The organism is Pseudomonas oleovorans subsp. oleovorans (assembly GCF_002197815.1).
Lineage (GTDB): Bacteria > Pseudomonadota > Gammaproteobacteria > Pseudomonadales > Pseudomonadaceae > Aquipseudomonas > Aquipseudomonas oleovorans.
Window position 1 is genome coordinate 1 of sequence record NZ_NIUB01000040.1, and the last position, 17,790, is coordinate 17,790.

The 17,790-nt window shown below is 63.5% G+C and carries 15 protein-coding genes and 1 pseudogene; 1 reads left to right on the plus strand and 15 read right to left on the minus strand.

Translation table 11 applies throughout. The features are described from left to right. On the plus strand, positions 1 to 205 hold a 205-nt coding region (locus PSOLE_RS19410; protein ID WP_140418993.1), incomplete at its 5' end, for a transposase domain-containing protein. Positions 206 to 362: 157 nt separating this feature from the next. Here PSOLE_RS19410 and PSOLE_RS19415 read toward each other — a convergent pair. The 15 genes and pseudogenes from PSOLE_RS19415 to gluQRS all read right to left on the minus strand — a co-directional run bounded on the left by PSOLE_RS19415 (position 363) and on the right by gluQRS (position 17,759). Beyond that, the gene (locus PSOLE_RS19415) at positions 363 to 665 is read right to left on the minus strand and encodes a DUF2845 domain-containing protein (protein WP_074859663.1); all 303 of its coding nucleotides are present in this window, start codon (positions 663 to 665) and stop codon (positions 363 to 365) included. A gap of 13 nt (positions 666 to 678) precedes the next feature. After that, positions 679 to 987: a DUF2845 domain-containing protein gene (locus tag PSOLE_RS19420; protein WP_004424376.1), complete on the minus strand. Its 309-nt coding sequence runs from the start codon at positions 985 to 987 to the stop codon at positions 679 to 681. Beyond that, positions 984 to 2,294, minus strand: coding sequence for a DUF748 domain-containing protein (locus PSOLE_RS19425; RefSeq protein ID WP_442873404.1), 1,311 nt, complete (start codon positions 2,292 to 2,294; stop codon positions 984 to 986). The genes PSOLE_RS19420 and PSOLE_RS19425 overlap by 4 nt, the downstream gene beginning before the upstream one ends. After that, positions 2,185 to 2,790 (minus strand): annotated as a pseudogene (locus PSOLE_RS19430) (class I SAM-dependent methyltransferase); the annotation flags it as partial. The gene PSOLE_RS19425 and the pseudogene PSOLE_RS19430, both read right to left, overlap by 110 nt. Before the next feature lie 61 nt (positions 2,791 to 2,851). Further along, entirely contained in the window at positions 2,852 to 3,724 is an 873-nt protein-coding gene (locus PSOLE_RS19435; protein ID WP_074859668.1) for an oxygenase MpaB family protein, read from the minus strand. Between the two features lie 70 nt (positions 3,725 to 3,794). Next, on the minus strand, positions 3,795 to 5,732 hold the full coding sequence (acs, locus tag PSOLE_RS19440; protein ID WP_074859671.1) for an acetate--CoA ligase: 1,938 nt from the start codon (positions 5,730 to 5,732) through the stop codon (positions 3,795 to 3,797). A gap of 137 nt (positions 5,733 to 5,869) precedes the next feature. Next, the gene (gene pgi / locus PSOLE_RS19445) at positions 5,870 to 7,534 is read right to left on the minus strand and encodes a glucose-6-phosphate isomerase (RefSeq protein WP_074859674.1); all 1,665 of its coding nucleotides are present in this window, start codon (positions 7,532 to 7,534) and stop codon (positions 5,870 to 5,872) included. An 80-nt stretch (positions 7,535 to 7,614) separates the two neighbouring features. Further along, on the minus strand, positions 7,615 to 8,472 hold the full coding sequence (gene panC, locus PSOLE_RS19450) for a pantoate--beta-alanine ligase (protein ID WP_004424363.1): 858 nt from the start codon (positions 8,470 to 8,472) through the stop codon (positions 7,615 to 7,617). Further along, the gene (gene panB, locus PSOLE_RS19455; protein ID WP_004424360.1) at positions 8,469 to 9,269 is read right to left on the minus strand and encodes a 3-methyl-2-oxobutanoate hydroxymethyltransferase; all 801 of its coding nucleotides are present in this window, start codon (positions 9,267 to 9,269) and stop codon (positions 8,469 to 8,471) included. The genes panC and panB overlap by 4 nt, the downstream gene beginning before the upstream one ends. Positions 9,270 to 9,473: 204 nt before the next feature. Continuing rightward, a complete protein-coding gene (folK, locus tag PSOLE_RS19460; protein ID WP_004424358.1) occupies positions 9,474 to 9,962 on the minus strand; it encodes a 2-amino-4-hydroxy-6-hydroxymethyldihydropteridine diphosphokinase in 489 nt (162 codons plus the stop codon). Further along, positions 9,959 to 11,353, minus strand: coding sequence for a polynucleotide adenylyltransferase PcnB (locus tag PSOLE_RS19465; RefSeq protein ID WP_004424356.1), 1,395 nt, complete (start codon positions 11,351 to 11,353; stop codon positions 9,959 to 9,961). The genes folK and PSOLE_RS19465 overlap by 4 nt, the downstream gene beginning before the upstream one ends. Positions 11,354 to 12,118: 765 nt before the next feature. Then, positions 12,119 to 13,552 carry a sigma-54-dependent transcriptional regulator gene (locus PSOLE_RS19470; protein ID WP_074859677.1) on the minus strand — a complete coding sequence of 478 codons (1,434 nt, stop codon included), beginning with the start codon at positions 13,550 to 13,552 and terminating at the stop codon, positions 12,119 to 12,121. 53 nt (positions 13,553 to 13,605) lie between these two features. Beyond that, positions 13,606 to 16,560 carry a sensor histidine kinase gene (locus tag PSOLE_RS19475; RefSeq protein WP_074859679.1) on the minus strand — a complete coding sequence of 985 codons (2,955 nt, stop codon included), beginning with the start codon at positions 16,558 to 16,560 and terminating at the stop codon, positions 13,606 to 13,608. Next, positions 16,544 to 16,720 (minus strand): hypothetical protein, encoded by a 177-nt coding sequence (locus tag PSOLE_RS19480; RefSeq protein WP_003244646.1) that lies wholly within the window; start codon positions 16,718 to 16,720, stop codon positions 16,544 to 16,546. Before PSOLE_RS19480 ends, PSOLE_RS19475 begins: the two co-directional genes overlap by 17 nt. Positions 16,721 to 16,874: 154 nt before the next feature. After that, on the minus strand, positions 16,875 to 17,759 hold the full coding sequence (gene gluQRS / locus PSOLE_RS19485) for a tRNA glutamyl-Q(34) synthetase GluQRS (protein ID WP_074859682.1): 885 nt from the start codon (positions 17,757 to 17,759) through the stop codon (positions 16,875 to 16,877). Between the last annotated feature and the right edge of the window lie 31 nt (positions 17,760 to 17,790).

The following is a 17,790-nucleotide window of genomic DNA, read 5'->3' on the forward strand; positions in this document are numbered from 1 at the left end:
GAACTGGCTGTTCAGCGACACGCCGAAAGGCGCTACCGCCAGCGCGCAGATCTACAGCCTGATCGAAACTGCCAAAGCCAACGGGCAAGAGCCTTACGCCTGGTTGCGCCACATCCTTGAACGCCTGCCGACCGCCAGTAGCGTCGAGGATTACGAAGCGCTGCTGCCGTGGAACTGCTCGCCAGCTTCTGCCTCTGCTTCCTGAAAAAACCCGTCCGCCAGGACGGGGTTTATGGAGCGGTTACGTAACTGCCGTCCCTACCGCGACCGAAGGCCCCGCCGGTGTGACCGGCGGGGCCTTGATTTTTTGTGCCGGGTGCTCGAGATGCTTCAGGAGCGTGCGCCCTGCATGCAGTGTTACGTCAGCTACCGCGCTTGCTGCGTACTTCGGTCAGGCGGCCGCCCTCGAAGCGTAGAAAGTGGTACATGCCGCTTTTCGGGCCGTAGACCCATTCCTCGACACTCACCTCGTTGCGAAAACCGTAGCTATCGACCACTTCCTTGTAACCGAGAAAAGTGCGGCTGGAAGGTTCGCCACATTTGTTCAGCACCTCTGTGGTGGGTGCTGCCTTGCTGACCAGAGCGCTACCGCAGCGATAGGTGGAGGACGCCTCGGCCATCAGGGGCAGGCAGAGCAGGCTGAGCAGACAGCTGAGTTTGCGCATGAGAACCTCCTGTTCAGCGTTCGCGACGACGTTCGATGGCGGTCAGACGGTTACCCTCGAAGCGCAGGATGCTGAGCATGCCATTGCTCGGGCCGTATACCCATTCCTCGATCATGTACTCACGACGGTCATAGGAGCCCAGGGTGTAGCCGACCGGGTCACGGTGCACCGGCGCGCCACATTTGCGCTCGACCTCGAACGGACGGTCGCCAAGGCTGACTAGGGTGCTGCCGCAACGCAGCGTGTCGGCCTGCGCGCTGATGCTGATCAGGCCGGCAACCAGGGTAGTGAGCGTGATGATGGATAAGCTGCGCATGATCATTGGCTGTCCAGGTGCAGGGTGGTGAGCACGCGACCGTCGGCTTCTGGCTCACCCAGGTTGGCATCGATCAGGTAGACACGTTCATCGTACAACCCGCCTTGTTCAACCAGATAATCCTTGATCGTTGCAGCGCGTTGCTGAGCCAGTTGGCGCAGCAGCAGCTTGCTTTGCGCCCAGGAGTCCAGCACCGCCTTGCGCATGTTCTGCTGGCGCTGCTCTTTGTCCATTTCGGCCCATTCGGCCGGTGGCTGCTGCTTGAGGCGGGTGCGATAGATGCCTTCGAGCAGGGCGGCCTGTTCGTCCTCAGCGACCGTTAGCTCATCGGGACTGGCCGGTACCCTGTCACCACGGCGTTGCAGCACCTTGTACCAGGTTTCGCGAAATTCGCGCTGCAGGCGCTGTTCGGCCAGCAGCGGGCCGTCGGCATTCTGTGCGGCCTGGCCTTCTACCTCCAGACGCAGATTCGGGCGCTCCTCAAGCGCTTTGGCCAGCGTGTCCAGGGCCTGGCGCGCGTCGCCCTGCAGCTCCGCAGAGCCGGCGACGAACGGCACGGTGCTGAGGTCGACATTGCTGCCACCGACCAACCCGGCGATGAACTTGAACGGCGCCTGGGCCGAGCGCAACACCAGATTGCGCAAGGTCTGCCAGACGATGGGCATGACGCTGAACTGCGGATTGTTAAGATCACCCTGTACCGGCAACTCGATGGCGATACGGCCCTGGGTGTCCTTGAGCAGGGCGACTGCCAGGCGAATCGGCAGGTCGACAGCATCCGGGCTGTCGACACGCTCGCCCAGTTGCAGGTTCTCCACCAGCACCTTGTTCTCGGCATTGAGCTGGCCTTTCTCGATGCGGTAGTGCAGGTCGAGGTTGAGGCGACCCTTGCGGATGCGATAGCCGGCGAACTTGCCGGAATAGGGGGTGATGGTGGTCAGCTCGACATTCTTGAAGCTGGTAGCGATATCCAGGCTGTTGAGCGGATCGAATGGCGTCAGCTTGCCCTTGATGCTCATTGGCGCGTAGCGGTCGACCTTGCCCTGGATATCGACGCTGGCGGCTTGCGGCTTCTGGTTGTCGAGTACACCGATGCGCCCGTTCATTTGCTGAACGGCAGTGGCGAAGCTGGGGGTCAGGCTGAAGTCGGCGAAGTTGGCGGATGGCTGGGAAGTAGTCGCTCTGGATGAACTGCATGGTCGGCAGCCCGGGATTGAGCGCGGCGTTCTCGCGGCCGACTGCCAGGTTGCCTTCGGCGAAGTCCAGGTTGACCACTTCACGGGCACCGCCCGCCGCCGCGCACAGGCCAACACCGCAGGTATAGGCGAACAGGTTGAGTACGGATTTGCCTGCGCTGTTGGCCTTGACCCAGCCGCGTGCATTGCGCAGGTCGAGAAATAGCAGCGGGTCCTGTCCGGCATGGCGACCGCGCACCCGGTAATTCAGGCCCCATTCCTGGCCGACCAGATCCTCCAGGGCAGCCGCCTCGGCCTGATGCAGTTCGGGGTTGCGGTTGATGCGCGAATGGCTTTTCGAGCGGTCGTTGTAGACCAGCAGCAGGGGCTGGCCGAGCCTTTCCTGAATCTGATCGGCCAGTTGCAGCAGGGCGTCATGCTCCAGCGGTTGGTGGAAGCTCTGCACCAGCAGTTGCGGGCCGTAGCGATCGACGGTCAGGCCAGGTGCGCCTTCCTGCGTGCCATGGAACAGGCGATAGCAGTAGGTGTCTTGCGAGTGCAATTGGCTAAGCAGGTTTTCACGGTCGTCGAGGGCGGCGCGCAGCGCCTGATCAAGAGCGGGCATGCGCGGCATCTCGGGGTAGGAAAGAGTGGCAGTTTATCAAGAAAAGCCGCTGCCCGAGGGAGCGCTCGCCTTATGAGTCAGGCAACAGACGGCGACGGGCGCGCTGCGCGGCGCTGTTGCGTACGGCCCAGCGCAGCAGGTTGGCGGTACGCTGCACGCTGGCGCGGATCAGCGGGCGGCGCCAGGCGGCCTGGTGTTCGCCGAGCAGGTCGCTGGCCCAGTCCGGCAGCAGGTCGACACCGGCCTGCATCATCAGGCCGCCGAAGGGCTTGGCGAGCAGGCTGGGCATCGGCGCGTCGTACAGCAGGCGCACCACTTCGCGCGTGCGCGCATCGCAGAGCAGCTGCGGGCGCATGCGTTGCAGATAATCGGCGATGGCCTGCGCCGATTTGGGCACGTCCTGCGCGCCGAGGCGCTCGGCGATCAGCGCCACTTCGCGGTAGTAGCGATCCTGTTCGGCCTGCGGCAACTGCGGGTCGACGTAGCGCAGGTAGCCGGCGAGGAACTGGCTGACCTCGGAGACATGCACCCAGGTCAGCAGCTCGGGATCGCTGGCGGCGTAAGGACGGCCATCCGGCGCATGACCGACCACCTGCAGGTGGATGCGGCGCACCTTGTCGATCAGCTGTTCGGCATCGTGCAGGCCGCCATAGGTGGTGCCGGCGATGAACAGGCTGGTGCGGCGCAGACGGCCGAGCATGTCCTGGCGAAAGGTCGAGTGATCCCACACCCCGGCCAGTGCCAGTGGGTGAAGCATCTGCAGGAGCAGGGCGGAGATGCCGCCGACCATCATCGCGCTGAAGTCGGCGTGGACTTCCCAGACCATCGACTCGGGGCCGAACAGGCCAGCATCCCCGCGCGGCTGGTCGAGGTCGAGCACGCCCAGCGAGGCGCCGGTGAGGCTGTGCACCTGTTTTTCGATCTGACGACGTAGGCTTTCCATGGCGCGCAGTGTCGGCGCTTGGCAGGCACAAGACAAGATGCGCCCGGCCCTTTCAGGCCGGGCGCGAGGCTCAGCGGTTGAGGCGCTGATCGATCAGGCTGTCGACCACGCTGGGGTCGGCCAGGGTCGAGGTGTCGCCCATGTTTTCCAGTTCGTTGCAGGCGATCTTGCGCAGGATACGCCGCATGATCTTGCCCGAGCGGGTCTTGGGCAGGCCGGGCGCCCACTGGATCAGCTCCGGCTTGGCGAAGCTGCCGATCTCCTTGCCGACCAGGCTGAGCAAATCCTTCTTCAGCTCGTCGGAGGGCTCCTGATCATTCATCAGGGTGACGTAGGCGTAGATGCCCTGGCCCTTCACATCATGCGGATAGCCGACCACGGCGGCTTCGGCCACGGCATCGTGCAACACCAGCGCGCTCTCCACTTCGGCAGTGCCGATGCGGTGCCCGGATACGTTGATCACGTCGTCGACGCGGCCGGTGATCCAGTAGTAGCCGTCCTCGTCGCGGCGTGCGCCGTCGCCGGTGAAGTAGTAGCCGGGGTAGGGCTTGAAGTAGGTGTCGATCATGCGCTGGTGATCGCCATAGACGCTGCGGATCTGGCTCGGCCAGCTGGCCTTGATCGCCAGCACGCCGCTGCCAGGGCCCTCGATCTCCTTGCCCTGCTCGTCGAGCAGCACTGGCTGTACGCCGAAGAAGGGGCGCGTGGCCGAGCCGGGCTTCAGGTCGGTGGCCCCGGGCAACGGGGTGATCAGGATCGAGCCGGTCTCGGTCTGCCACCAGGTGTCGACAATGGGGCAGCGCATGTCGCCAACCACATGGAAATACCACTCCCAGGCTTCAGGGTTGATCGGCTCGCCCACCGTGCCGAGCAGGCGTAGGCTGCTGCGCGAGGTGCTCTTGACCGGCCCTTCACCCTCGCGCATCAGCGCGCGCAGGGCCGTGGGCGCGGTGTAGAAGGTGTTGACCTGATGCTTGTCGATTACCTGCCAGAAGCGCGAGGCGTCCGGGTAGTTGGGCACGCCTTCGAACATCAGCGTGGTGGCGGCGTTGGCCAGCGGGCCGTAGACGATGTAGCTGTGCCCGGTGACCCAGCCGACATCGGCGGTGCACCAGTAGATGTCGCCCTCGTGGTAGTCGAACACGTACTTGTGGGTCATCGCCGCGCCGAGCAGGTAACCGCCGGTGGTGTGCAGCACGCCCTTGGGTTTACCGGTGCTGCCCGAGGTGTAGAGGATGAACAACGGATCCTCGGCGTCCATCGGCTCGGCCGGGCAATCCGCGCTGACGTCCTTGAGTGCCTGGTGGTACCAGAGGTCGCGGCCTTCCACCCAGGCGACGTCACCCTGGGTGCGCTCGACCACTACCACGGTGGACACGTCCGGGCAGCTCTGCAGGGCCTTGTCGACGTTGTTCTTCAGCGCAACGTACTTGCCGCCGCGCACGCCTTCATCGGCAGTGATCACCGTGCGGCAGTCGGCATCGAGAATGCGGTCACGCAGGGCATCGGGCGAGAAACCGCCGAACACCACCGAATGCACGGCGCCGATGCGTGCGCAGGCGAGCATGGCGTAGGCCGCTTCGGGGATCATCGGCATGTAGATGCACACCCGGTCGCCCTTCTTCACGCCACAGCTTTTCAGTACGTTGGCCAGGCGACTGACGTTGTGGTGCAGCTTGTTGTAGGTGATGTGCGCCGACTCGGCCGGGTTATCGCCTTCCCAGATGATGGCGATCTGTTCGCCACGTTTTTCCAAGTGGCGATCGATGCAGTTGTAGGCGACGTTGAGCTGGCCGCCCTTGAACCATTCGGCGTGGCCCAGCTGCAGATCGCTGGCGTGCACCTGATCCCAGGGCTTGAACCAGCTGAGGAAGGCCTTGGCCTGCTCGGCCCAGAAGGTTTCGGATTGCTCGACGGACTGCTGGTACAGGCGCAGATAGGCGTCGTTATCCAGGTGCGCACGCTGGCGCACGGCATCTGGCACGGGATGGCGGGTGATCTCGAACATGGCGGGGTCCTTGTAATTGTTTGTCCGCAACAATCACAAGGGTGCACCCAAGCAGGTGCTTGGTTCAAGGGGGTATTCAGTGGGCCAGTACAGCGCCGCCCGGCTCTCAGGTGCCGGGTGGCGCGAATGGCGATGGATCAGCCGCGATGGCGCTCGCGGAAGTGGTCGATCAGGCCCTGGGTCGAGGCATCCGAGGCGCTGCTGTCGACCTGGCCGGTCAGGCGCTGATAGACCTCCTTGCCCATCTCCTTGCCCAGCTCCACGCCCCATTGGTCGAAGGCGTTGATGCCCCAGATGGCGCTCTGCACGAAGACCTTGTGCTCGTACAGGGCCACCAGTGCGCCCAGCTCGAACGGCGCGATGCGGTTCATTACCAGGATATTGCTCGGACGGTTGCCGGGAATCACCTTGTGCGGCGCCAGCCGCTGTACTTCGGCTTCTGGCATGCCCCTGGCACGCAGTTCGGCCTCGGCCTCCTCACGCGTCTTGCCCTGCATCAGCGCTTGGGCCTGCGACAGGCAGTTGGCGAACAGCCACTGGTGATGGTCGGACAGCGGGTTGTAGCTGTTGACCGGGACGATGAAGTCCGCCGGTACCAGCAGACGGCCCTGGTGCAGCAATTGGTGGTAGGCATGCTGACCGTTGCAGCCGACGCCGCCCCAGATGATCGGCCCTGTAGCGATGTTCAGTTCGCTACCGTCCTGGCGCACGCTCTTGCCGTTGGACTCCATGTCCAGCTGTTGCAGGTGCTTGGTGAAATTACGCAGGTAGTGATCGTAGGGCAGGATCGCGTGGCTCTGCGCGCCCCAGAAATTGGTATACCAGATGCCCAGCAGGGCCATCAGCACCGGCATATTCTCGGCCAGCGGTGCCTGGGTGAAATGCTGGTCCATGGCGTAGGCGCCGGCCAGCAGTTCCTTGAAGTTGGACACGCCGATGGCCAGGGCGATGGGCAGGCCGATGGCCGACCACAGTGAGTAACGCCCGCCGACCCAGTCCCACATGGGGAAGATGTTTTCTTCGCCGATACCGAACTCGATGGCGGCCTTGCGGTTGCTGGTGACGGCAATGAAGTGGCGGTGCAACTCTTCTTCCGGGCCACCCATGGCCAGGTACCAGTCGCGCGCGGCCAGGGTGTTCTTGAGGGTTTCCAGGGTGCCGAACGACTTGCTGGAAACGATGAACAGGGTGGTTTCCGGGTCGAGGCGGGCGGTCAGTTCGCGGAATTCGCTGCCGTCGATATTGGCCAGGTAGTGGCAGCGCACACCGCGTTGGGTGAACGGACGCAGTGCTTCGGACACCAGTTGTGGGCCGAGGAAGGAGCCGCCGATGCCGATGTTGACCACTTCCTTGATCGGCTTTTCGCTGTAACCGCGCCACAGGCCGCTGTGAATGCGGCTGACCAGTTCGGTGACCTGGTTCAGGACGCGATGGACCTCGGGGATGATGTCGTTGCCATCGAGCAGCAGGCGGCGGCCGATCGGGCTACGCAAGGCGGTATGCAGTGCGGCGCGGTCTTCCGAGGCATTGACCCGCTCGCCGTTGTACAGGGCGGCGATGGACTGGTGCAGGCCGGCCTGATCAGCCAGCTGGATCAGCAGCTCGAGGCCGCGTTCATCGATCAGGTTCTTCGAGTAATCCAGCAGCAGCCCGCAGCTGTCGAGAGAAAATCGCTGGTAGCGCCTTGTATCCGCTGCAAAGGCCTCGCGCATGCTGAAACCGGCCATCTCGGCACGATGTTGCTGCAGGGCCTGCCAGGCGGGCAGGGTGGTGACGTCGTGAGGCTGCTGGTAATAGGCCATCGGAGCTCCTGATCCACAAAAGCAAAAGGCCCGGATCGATCCGGGCCTTTGAGAGTGTAACCGGCTGCCTTTGCAGGCAGCTACTGGCGTGGCAGTTCAACCACCAGATTGTCGATCAGACGGGTGCTACCTAGCTGTGCGGCGGTCAGAATCACCAGGTGATGGTCGTCGACCTGGGCCGGACGCAGATTCACCGCGTTGCGGATTTCCAGATAATCGGGGATGAAACCAGCGGTACGCTGTTGCGCCTGAGTAGTCTCGATAAGCCGTGCGTAGTCGCGAGCGCCACGGCGCAGTTCCTCGGCAATCGTTTGCAGGCCTCGATACAGCGCTGGGGCGGTGGCGCGTTGTTCGTCGCTGAGGTAGCCGTTACGCGATGACAGCGCGAGGCCGTCCTCGGCGCGTTGAGTCGGCGCGCCGATGATCTGGATCGGCATGTTCAGGTCCTGCACCAGCGCGCGGATTACCGCCAGTTGCTGGTAGTCCTTTTCGCCGAACACGGCCAGATCAGGCTGGACCATGTTGAACAGCTTGGTCACCACCGTCGCCACGCCTTCGAAATGCCCCGGACGGCTGGCGCCGCAGAGGCCTTCGGAAACACCGGGAACGCTGACGCGGGTCTGGTCACCCATGCCATGTGGGTAGATTTCCGCGACATCGGGGTGAAACAGCAGGTGACAGCCTGCCGCCAGCAGTTTTTCCTGGTCGGCGGCGAGGGTGCGTGGGTATTTGTCCAGGTCTTCACCCGCGCCGAACTGCAGCGGGTTGACGAAGATGCTGGCAACCACGAAGTCGGCGCGCTGGGCGGCAATCTGTACCAGCGAGACGTGGCCGGCGTGGAGGTTGCCCATGGTCGGCACGAAGCCGATCTGCTTGCCCTCGGCACGTGCCTGGGCAATGGCCGCGCGCAGCTCGCGCAGGGTTTTTACCATGTTCATGCGGAGAACCCATGCTCGGCGGCGGGGAAGCTGCCGTCCTTGACCGCCTGAACGTAAGCGCTGAAGGCGCCCTGAATGCTGCTCTGGCCCTCCATGAAGTTGCGCACGAACTTCGGCGCACGGCCCGACAGCGACAGGCCGAGCATGTCGTGCTGCACCAATACCTGACCGTTGGTGGCGCTGCCGGCACCGATGCCGATCACCGGAATCTTCACCGCCTGGGTAATTTCCGCAGCCAGTTCGCTCGGCACGCATTCCAGCAGCAGCATGGAGGCGCCGGCCTGCTCCAGGGCCATGGCGTCGGCACGCATCTGCCGCGCCTGTGCTTCCTGGCGGCCCTGCACCTTGTAGCCGCCGAGGATGTTCACCGCTTGCGGGGTCAGCCCCAGGTGCGCGCACACCGGCACGCCACGTTCTGCCAGCAGGCGAATCGGCTCAGCCAGCCAGCCGGCACCTTCGAGTTTGACCATATGGGCGCCGGCCTGCATCAACCGGGCGCTGTTGTGCAGCGCCTGTTCGGTGGTGGCATAGGCCATGAATGGCAGGTCGGTGAGGATCAGTGCACCCTGGTTGCCGCGCTTCACGCAGGCAGTGTGATAGGCCATGTCCTCGACGCTGACCGGCAGGGTGCTGTCATGCCCCTGCAGAACCATGCCCAGGGAGTCGCCGACCAGCAACACGTCGACACCCGCTTGGCAGGCCGCATGGGCGTAGGTGGCGTCATAGCAGGTCAGCATGGCGATCTTTTCACCGTTCTGCTTGAGACTCTGCAGGGTGGTCAGGGTAACGTCAGGCATTTCAAAGGTCCTCGCTCAGGCTCGGTATACCGCTTCTATCTGGCTGCAATCCGGCCTGGATTGGCATCAAAGGTGCGCCCGGCGCAGGGCGACGGGACACCTATAGTCCTGATGGGGGGGCACGAAGTCAATTGCGGGTGTTACCGCTCTGTTACTGGCGTTACCGCGTTAATGCCACGCTAGAGCCTGCGCGGCCTTGCTGCCTTATTCCGGCAGGCGTTCCAGGCCGCTGAAGGGGCAGGCTTGCAGCAAGGCTGCGAGACTGCGGCCGTCCGGCAACTGCAGCTCGGCGACCAGCTCGGCCAGCGGGTAGAGCACGAAGGGGCGGGCGTGCATGTGGTAGTGCGGCACGGTCAGGCGCTCGTCGTCGATCAGGCGCTTACCGAACAGCAGGATATCCAGGTCCAGTGTGCGCGGTCCCCAGCGTTCGGCCCTGCGCACGCGACCCTGCTCCTGTTCGATGCGTTGCAGCGCGTCGAGCAACTGCCAGGGCTCCAGTGCGGTATCCAGCGCGGCCACGGCGTTGACGTAACGCGGCTGATCCGCCGGACCCAGTGGGTCGCTGATGTAGAACGACGAATGCGCCTGGAGTTGGCTGTGCGGCAACTGTGCGATGGCCTGCAAGGCCGCGCGCAGCTGTTGGAGGGGCTTGGCCAGGTTGCTGCCAAGGCCGATGTAAACCCGTTCCATCATTCGCCGCCGCTTTCGTCGCTGCGCTTGCGGCGATTGTTGTTGCTGCGGCGACGTTTGCGCGGCGCGTTACCGGTGGCTTCGCCTTTGCCGGCGAGGTCGCGAATCATCTGCCGGCGCTCGCTGTCATTGGCGTCCTGATAGTCCGTCCACCATTGGCCCAGGCCGCCGGTGTCTTCGCCGGCCAGTTCGCGCAGCAGGAGGAAGTCGTAGCCGGCGCGGAAGCGCGGGTTTTCCAGCAGCAGGTCGGCACGCTTGCCGCTACGGCGCGGCAGACGCTCCTGCATGTCCCAGATCTCGCGAATCGGGATGGTGAAACGCTTGGGTACGGCAATGCGCTGGCACTGCTCGGCGATCAGTTCGTGGGCGGCTTCCTGCATCGCCGGAATCGGCGGCATGCCCTTGTTCTGCAGTTGCAGCACGCGTGCCGGCAATGCAGGCCAGAGCAGGGCCGCAAAGAGAAACGCCGGCGTCACGGATTTGCCATCGTGAATACGATTGTCGGTGTTGATCAGTGCCTGACGAATCAGCTTCTCGGTGTACCCGGGATTGCGTTTGAGCGCTTCACCGCTGGCCGGGAACAACTGGGCGAACAGGTCGTGCTCGAGCAGCAGGTCGAAGGTGTATTCGGCGTAACCGGCGAGGAACAGCTTGAGCACTTCGTCGAACAGGCGTGCCGAGGGAATATCGCGCAGCATCGGCGCCAGGCGACGGATCGGTGCGGCGCTGTGCTTCTCGATGTCGAAGTCGAGCTTGGCGGCGAAGCGCACCGCACGCAGCATACGCACCGGGTCTTCCAGGTAACGCTGTTCCGGATCGCCGATCAGGCGCACCAGGTGGTTGCGCACATCATGCATGCCACGGGCGTAGTCGAGGATGTGTTCCTGGGTCGGATCGTAGTACAGCGCGTTGATGGTGAAGTCACGGCGCTGTGCATCGTCTTCCAGGGTGCCGTAGACGTTGTCGCGCAGGATGCGGCCGCTCTCGTTGCGTGACGCCAGATTGGTGTTCTCTTCCTCATCGCCCTGGGGGTGATTGGCACGGAAGGTGGCCACTTCGATGATTTCACGGCCGAAATGCACATGCACCAGCTTGAAGCGGCGACCGATGACCCGGGCGTTACGAAATTCGGCACGCACCTGCTCGGGCGTGGCATTGGTGGCGACGTCGAAATCCTTGGGGTCGATATCCAGCAGCAGGTCGCGAACGCAACCACCGACCAGATAGGCCTGGTAGCCAGCCTTCTGCAGGCGCTCGACCACGCTTATGGCGTGACGGCTGATCTCGTTGCGCTTGAGCGGATGTTGGCTGCTGTTCAGCACTTCGGGAGTGCTGCGTGGGCGTGGGGCACGGCGCAGAGGTGAGTGGAAAGATTTGAACAGCTTTTTCAGCATGGGATGCACTGTTTGGAGTAGTGGTCGGCCTGCTGCGCATGCGCTTGAAAATCGAATTGCGTGGGCATCACGGCGTTAAAAGCAGTTTGCTTTGGCAAGGTTTTTCAACTGCATGCGAAACGATGACCGCATGATTACTGCGGATTCTAGCATCGTGTAGGGAGAAGGTGTGTAGAAGGGCGGCAGGCGGGGATTTGAGAGGCGGAAGCTACTGGGGGAGCCGAAGCTCCCCCCCAAGTTGGTGCGTGCTGTTTTTTATTGTTATTGAGAGCCTGTTGTTTTTGTTGTTGGCTCTTCCCGGTTTACCGTGGCTTACCGGGTGCTCCCTAGAGAGGGGAGCCAATAGCAAACGGATTTCTTTGGACGCTGATGCTGCCTTAATCAACCAGTTCCGGCGCTGCCTTGAGGCAGTTTTGTTATTCTCAGCCTGGTCGCTGGGGCGAACCCCTTGCGGCAACTCCTCTCCAAAAGAATCAGTTAGCTGCGCCTCCGTACCTTGTTGTTCTTGTTGTGCTGGAGTCGTTACGTCTTGTTCTTATTGTGTAGGGCATTGCTTGTTATTGTTGTTGTGCCAGAGATAAAGCAGATGCCGTGCCAGTTTTTGCGATTCCTTGTAAATCAAGGGTTTGCGGCAGGTTTGGGTGTTGGGTGGGGGAGGGGGAGCCGGATTTTCGTTACCGATAGACCCGGCCTTTGTTACGAGATATTGAAAAGGTAACAACCTGTGGAACCCCGGCGCAGACAGGTTGTCACCGAGGCGTTAACTCAAGGGCTGCTGGTTACGCCGGTTTTACGCCGTGGAATACCCAGGCGCTGACGGCGCTCCCACAGGCATTTGCGACTGATGCCCAGCTTGCGCGCCAGCTCGGTCTCGGTCATGTGGTCCTGGTGTTCGAGGACGAAGTGCTGGAAGTAGTCCTCCAGTGACAGGTCCTCGGTCGGCTCGTGGCTGTTGCCACTGCTCTGTCCGCCTGCCGCCGGCAGGCCGAAGTCCTCGTCATCCAGATCGTCCAGCTCAATGTCGATGCCCAGCAGGTCCGCGGAAATTTCCGCACCCTCGCAGAGAATCACTGCGCGCTCGATGGCGTTTTCCAGTTCGCGCACGTTACCCGGCCAGGGGTAATGGCGGATCGCTTGCTCGGCATCATGGGCGAAACGCAACGGCTCGCGGCCCATGCGGGTGTACTGGCGCACCAGGAACGCCTGGGCGATCTCGGTCACGTCGCTACCGCGCTCGCGCAGCGCCGGCAGCTTGAGTGCTATGACGTGCAGGCGGTAATACAGGTCCTCACGGAATTGGCCGGTCTTGGCCAGGGTCTTGAGATCGCGGTGCGTCGCGGCGATCAGGCGCACGTCGACCTTCTGCGACTGCACCGAGCCGACCCGGCGAATTTCGCCTTCCTGTAGCACGCGCAGCAGCCGCGCCTGCGCTTCCAGCGGCAGTTCGCCAATTTCGTCGAGGAACAGCGTGCCACCGTCGGCCGCTTCCACCAGGCCGGCACGCCCGGCGCTGGCGCCAGTGAAGGCGCCTTTTTCGTGGCCGAACAGTTCGGACTCGATCAGGGTTTCTGGAATGGCGGCGCAGTTCACCGAAATCAGCGGCGCCTTGGCGCGCCTGGAGAGGTTGTGCAGGGCACGCGCCACCAGCTCCTTGCCCGTGCCGGACTCACCCTGCACCAGCACATTGGAGTCGGTGGGGGCGACCTTGCGAATCTTGCTATAGAGTTCCTGCATGGCCGCGCAGGAACCGATGATGCCGATCTCGCCGTTGGCGTTGTCGACGATTTTCTCGGTATTGCCACTGCGTGCGTTGCTGGTGGCAGCTGGCGCGGGTGCGCTCTTGGCGTCCTGGCGGTCACGCAGGATGCGCGCCACCGCCTGCAGCATTTCGTCGTGATCGAAGGGCTTGGCGATGTAATCGACCGCGCCCATCTTCATCGAGTCCACCGCCGAGCGCAGGCTGGCGTAGCTGGTCATGATCAGCACCGGCGTGCCTTCGGCCAGTTTGATCAGTTCGGTGCCCGGCGCCCCGGGCAGGCGCAGGTCGCTGACGATCAGGTCGAAGGTAGGAATGCTGTAGCGTTCCTGGGCTTCCTGTACCGAGCCAGCTTCGCTGACCAGGTACTGATTGCGTTCGAGCAGGCGGCGCAAGGCAGAGCGGATAATGGTTTCGTCTTCGACGATAAGAATATGTGGCATCAATTCGGTCTCTCGACGGTCACGGAGGTGCCATTGGCAGCCTCTCTCGCTGTTTACATCGCTACGGACGTCGCCTCGACATGCCTTGGCAGGGTGACCCGAATTCGAGTGCCCAATTGGCGCTCGGGGTCAGCCGGGCTGTCGATTGTTATCTGTCCATAATGCTCTTCCACGATCGAATAGACCAGCGCGAGGCCCAGGCCTGTCCCTTCGCCGGGGTCCTTGGTGGTGAAGAAGGGCTCGAACAGGCGGTCGATGATCGCCTTGGGAATACCGCTGCCCTCGTCCTCGACGATCAGGTCCACGGTGTGCTCGCTGGCTTCGCTGCGCACGCGGATGGCGCCGCCGGGTGGCGAGGCATCACGGGCGTTGGACAGCAGGTTGATCAGCACCTGGGCCAGGCGCTGCGGGTCGCCGCAGGCCCAGTGCTGCGGATCGCACAGGTTGTAGAACTGGATATCGAAGTTGCGTTTGTTCAGCGACAGCAGGCCGATGGCGTCCTGCGCCACGTCGGCCAGGCATACCGGCTCGTCACTGCGCTGGTGGCTGCCGGAATGGGCGAAGCTCATCAGCGACTGGACGATACGCGAGACGCGCTTGGTCTGTTCGAGGATCTGCCCACTGATTTCGGTCAGCTCGGCATCGGTTTCGCGCTCTTCGCGCAGGTTCTGCGCCAGGCAGGCGATGCCGGTGATCGGGTTGCCGATCTCGTGGGCCACGCCAGCGGCCAGGCGGCCAATACTGGCTAGGCGCTCGGAATGCACCAGCTTGTCTTCGAGCATCTGGGTTTCGGTCTGATCCTCGACCAGCAGCACCAGGCCGCTGTTACCAGGGGCCAGCGGTTCGTTGATGGCCGCCTTGTGCAGGTTGAGCCAGCGGATCTGGCCGTCGAGCGCCAGGTGCTGTTTATGCAGGTGCTGATCCGGGCGTTCGATGAAGTCCTGCAGCAGGCTCTGCCAGGGTTCGCTCAGGGTGCTCAGGCGCGAGCCGACGATGCGCTGCGCGGGGATGTTGGTGAGCTCTTCCATGGCCCGGTTCCACATCAGGATCTCCTGATCCTTGGCCAGCGAGCACACGCCCATTGGCAGCTCCTGCAGGGTCTGGCGGTGGTAGCGGCGCAGGGCATCGAGTTCGGCGGCGAGGCCGGTGAGGCGCGACTGGTAGTCCTCCAGGCGGCTCTCGATGAAGTGAATGTCTTCGGTGACGTAACCTTCGCTGCCGGACTTGTAGGGCAGGAAGGTCTCGACGATGTCCTGCGCCACGCTCGGCCCCATCAGGCCGGACAGGTTGGCCTCGATGCGGTCGCGCAGGCGGCGCAGGGCATAGGGACGGCTCTCGTCGAAGGGCAGATGCAGATCGCGCAGCGCCTGCTCCACTTCGCGCTGGGCAGTCTTGGCGCCCAGTGGCTTGGCCAGTTGCGCGGCGAAGTCCTGCGGCGACACGGCGACCAGCTCGCGTCGTTGCGGGCGGCGCACGTTGTCCACCGCGCAGGCTTCGGCGGCGCTCTTCTCCTCAGGGCTGGCCTCGGTGAACAGCGACATCAGGGTGAACACCAGTACGTTGGCGGCGAGCGAGGCAATGGCTGCGAGGTGCCAGCTGGCATCGTCGAGCACATAGATGACGTTGAACAGCGGCAGGTAGAAGCCTTCCAGGTTGCCCAGCAGCGGCAGCAGCATGGTCAGTGCCCAGACGCTGATGCCGGCCAGCAAGCCGGCGATGAAGCCGCGGCGATTGGCCGTTTGCCAATACAGTACCGAGAGCACGCCGGGCAGGAACTGCAGGGTGGCGACGAAGGCGACGATACCGAGGTTGGCCAGGTCCTGCTGGGCGCCGAGCAGCAGGTAGAAGCCGTAGCCGGCCATGATGATGCAGGCGATCAGCGTACGGCGGGTCCACTTCAGCCAGCGGTAGATGTTGCCCTCGGCCGGAGGCTGGTAGAGCGGCAGCACCAGGTGGTTCAGCGCCATGCCCGACAGCGCCAGGGTGCTGACGATGATCAGCCCGCTGGAGGCTGACAGCCCGCCTATGTAAGCGAGCAGGGCCAGCGTCTCACTGTTGACGGCGATGCCCAGGCCCAGAGTGAAATATTCCGGGTTGGTGGTGGCGCCCAGTTTGAGGCCGGCCCAGAGAATCAGTGGCACGGCCAGGCTCATCAGCAGCAGGAACAGTGGCAGGCCCCAGCTGGCGCTGACCATGGCGCGTGGATTGAGGTTTTCGGTGAAGGTCATGTGGTACATGTGCGGCATGACGATGGCCGAGGCGAAGAACACCAGCAGCAGGGTGCGCCACGGGCCTTCCTGCAGCGGCGTGTGCAGCGTGGCCAGCGCCGCCTGGTTCTGCACCAGCCACAATTCCAGCTCATGCGGGCCGCCGAACACCTGATACAGCGCGTACCAGCCGATGACGCCGAGGGCAACCAGCTTGACCAGCGATTCGAAGGCGATGGCGAACACCAGGCCCTCGTGCTTCTCGCGCGTGGCGATATGGCGCGCACCGAACAGGATGGTGAAGAGGATGATCAGGCCGCAGTAGCTCAGAGCCACTTTTTCCTGCAGCGGCTCGCGGCTGAGGATGCCGATGGAGTCGGCCACCGCCTGGATCTGCAGGGCCAACAGCGGCAGTACACCAATCAGCATGAACAGCGTGGTCAGTGCGCCGGCCCAGGTGCTGCGAAAGCGAAAGGCAAACAGGTCGGCCAGTGATGACAACTGGTAGGTACGGGTGATGCGCAGGATCGGGTAGAGCAGCACCGGTGCCAGCAGGAAGGCACCGGAAACGCCGAGGTAACTGGCAAGGAAACCGTAACCGTACTGATAGGCCAGGCCCACCGTGCCGTAGAAGGCCCAGGCGCTGGCATAGACGCCCAGCGACAGGGTATAGGTCAGCGGGTGGCGGATGATCCAGCGGGGGATAAGGCCGTGTTCACTGACCCAGGCGACGCCGAACAGCACCAGCAGATAGCCGGCGCTGATCAGGATCAGTTCGCTCAGGCTAAAGCTCGTCAGCATCGCGTTGGCTCTGAAGAATGAAGGTGACGACGATCAGGATCAGCCACAGCAGATAAGGCCGATACCAGGCGCCATTGGGGTCGATCCACCAGTCCATGATGGCCGGTGAGAACAGGTAGATCCCCACTACCAGGATCAGAACCAGTCGGTAGATATACATGTGACATCTCGTCGAAAGATGCCGCGATGGTAAAGGATGCCGCATATCGCAAGCCACAAACTTGAGGCTTGCATCCAGGGTGCGCCGTGCGCACCGAGACCGTACAGGGTGCCGGAACAACGGACTTGGCGTTCATCAGTGCGCGCGGCGTACCCTACCTCAATTGCGCTTCGGCCAGGGTGCGGCTGCGGGGAATGCGGGTGGCATCCCAGTTGGCGATGCCCCAGGCCAGTAGCTCGGCGGGGGCTGCGCCTTGCAGCTCGGCTGGCGGTTGCTGACCCAGCGCACGCAGTGCGCGCAATAGCAGCGGCCCGGCCTGGTCGGCGGGCAAGGGCGGCGAGCGGTAGCTTTTGCCCAGCTTGTGGCCGTCCGGCTGGATGATCAGCGGCACGTGCAGGTAACGCGGCTGCGGCAACCCGAATAGTTCCTGCAGGTAGAGCTGGCGCGGGGTGGAGTCGAGCAGGTCGGCGCCGCGCACCACGTCGGTCACACCCTGCCAGGCATCGTCCAGTACCACCGCGAGCTGGTAGGCAAACAGGCCATCGCGGCGGCGAATCACGAAGTCGCCCACTTCACGGCCCAAGTGCTGGCGGAACTCACCCTGCACACGGTCGACGAAGTGATAATCCAGCTCCGGTACGCGCAGACGGATCGCCGCGTCGTGATCGGGATGACAGGCGTTGCGGCAAAAACCTGGATAGATGCCGGCGTAGCCTTCGAGCTGCTTGCGCGAGCAGATGCAGGCATAGGCCAGCCCCTGGGCGAACAGCCGGGCAATCACGGCGGCGTATTCGCCGTGGCGCGCACTCTGGCGCACCAGCTGGCCATCCCACTCGAAACCGTAGGTCTCCAGGGTGCGCAGGATAGCATCTTGGGCGCCGGGGACTTCCCGGGGCGGGTCGAGGTCTTCCATGCGCAGCAGCCAGCGGCCGCCAACGGCGCGAGCGTCGAGATAGGAGGCGAGGGCGGCGACCAGCGAGCCGAAGTGCAGATAGCCGCTGGGCGTTGGGGCGAAGCGCCCGATATAGGCAGTGTTCATGGAGCCAAGGCCAGAAACAGAGCGGGGCGCC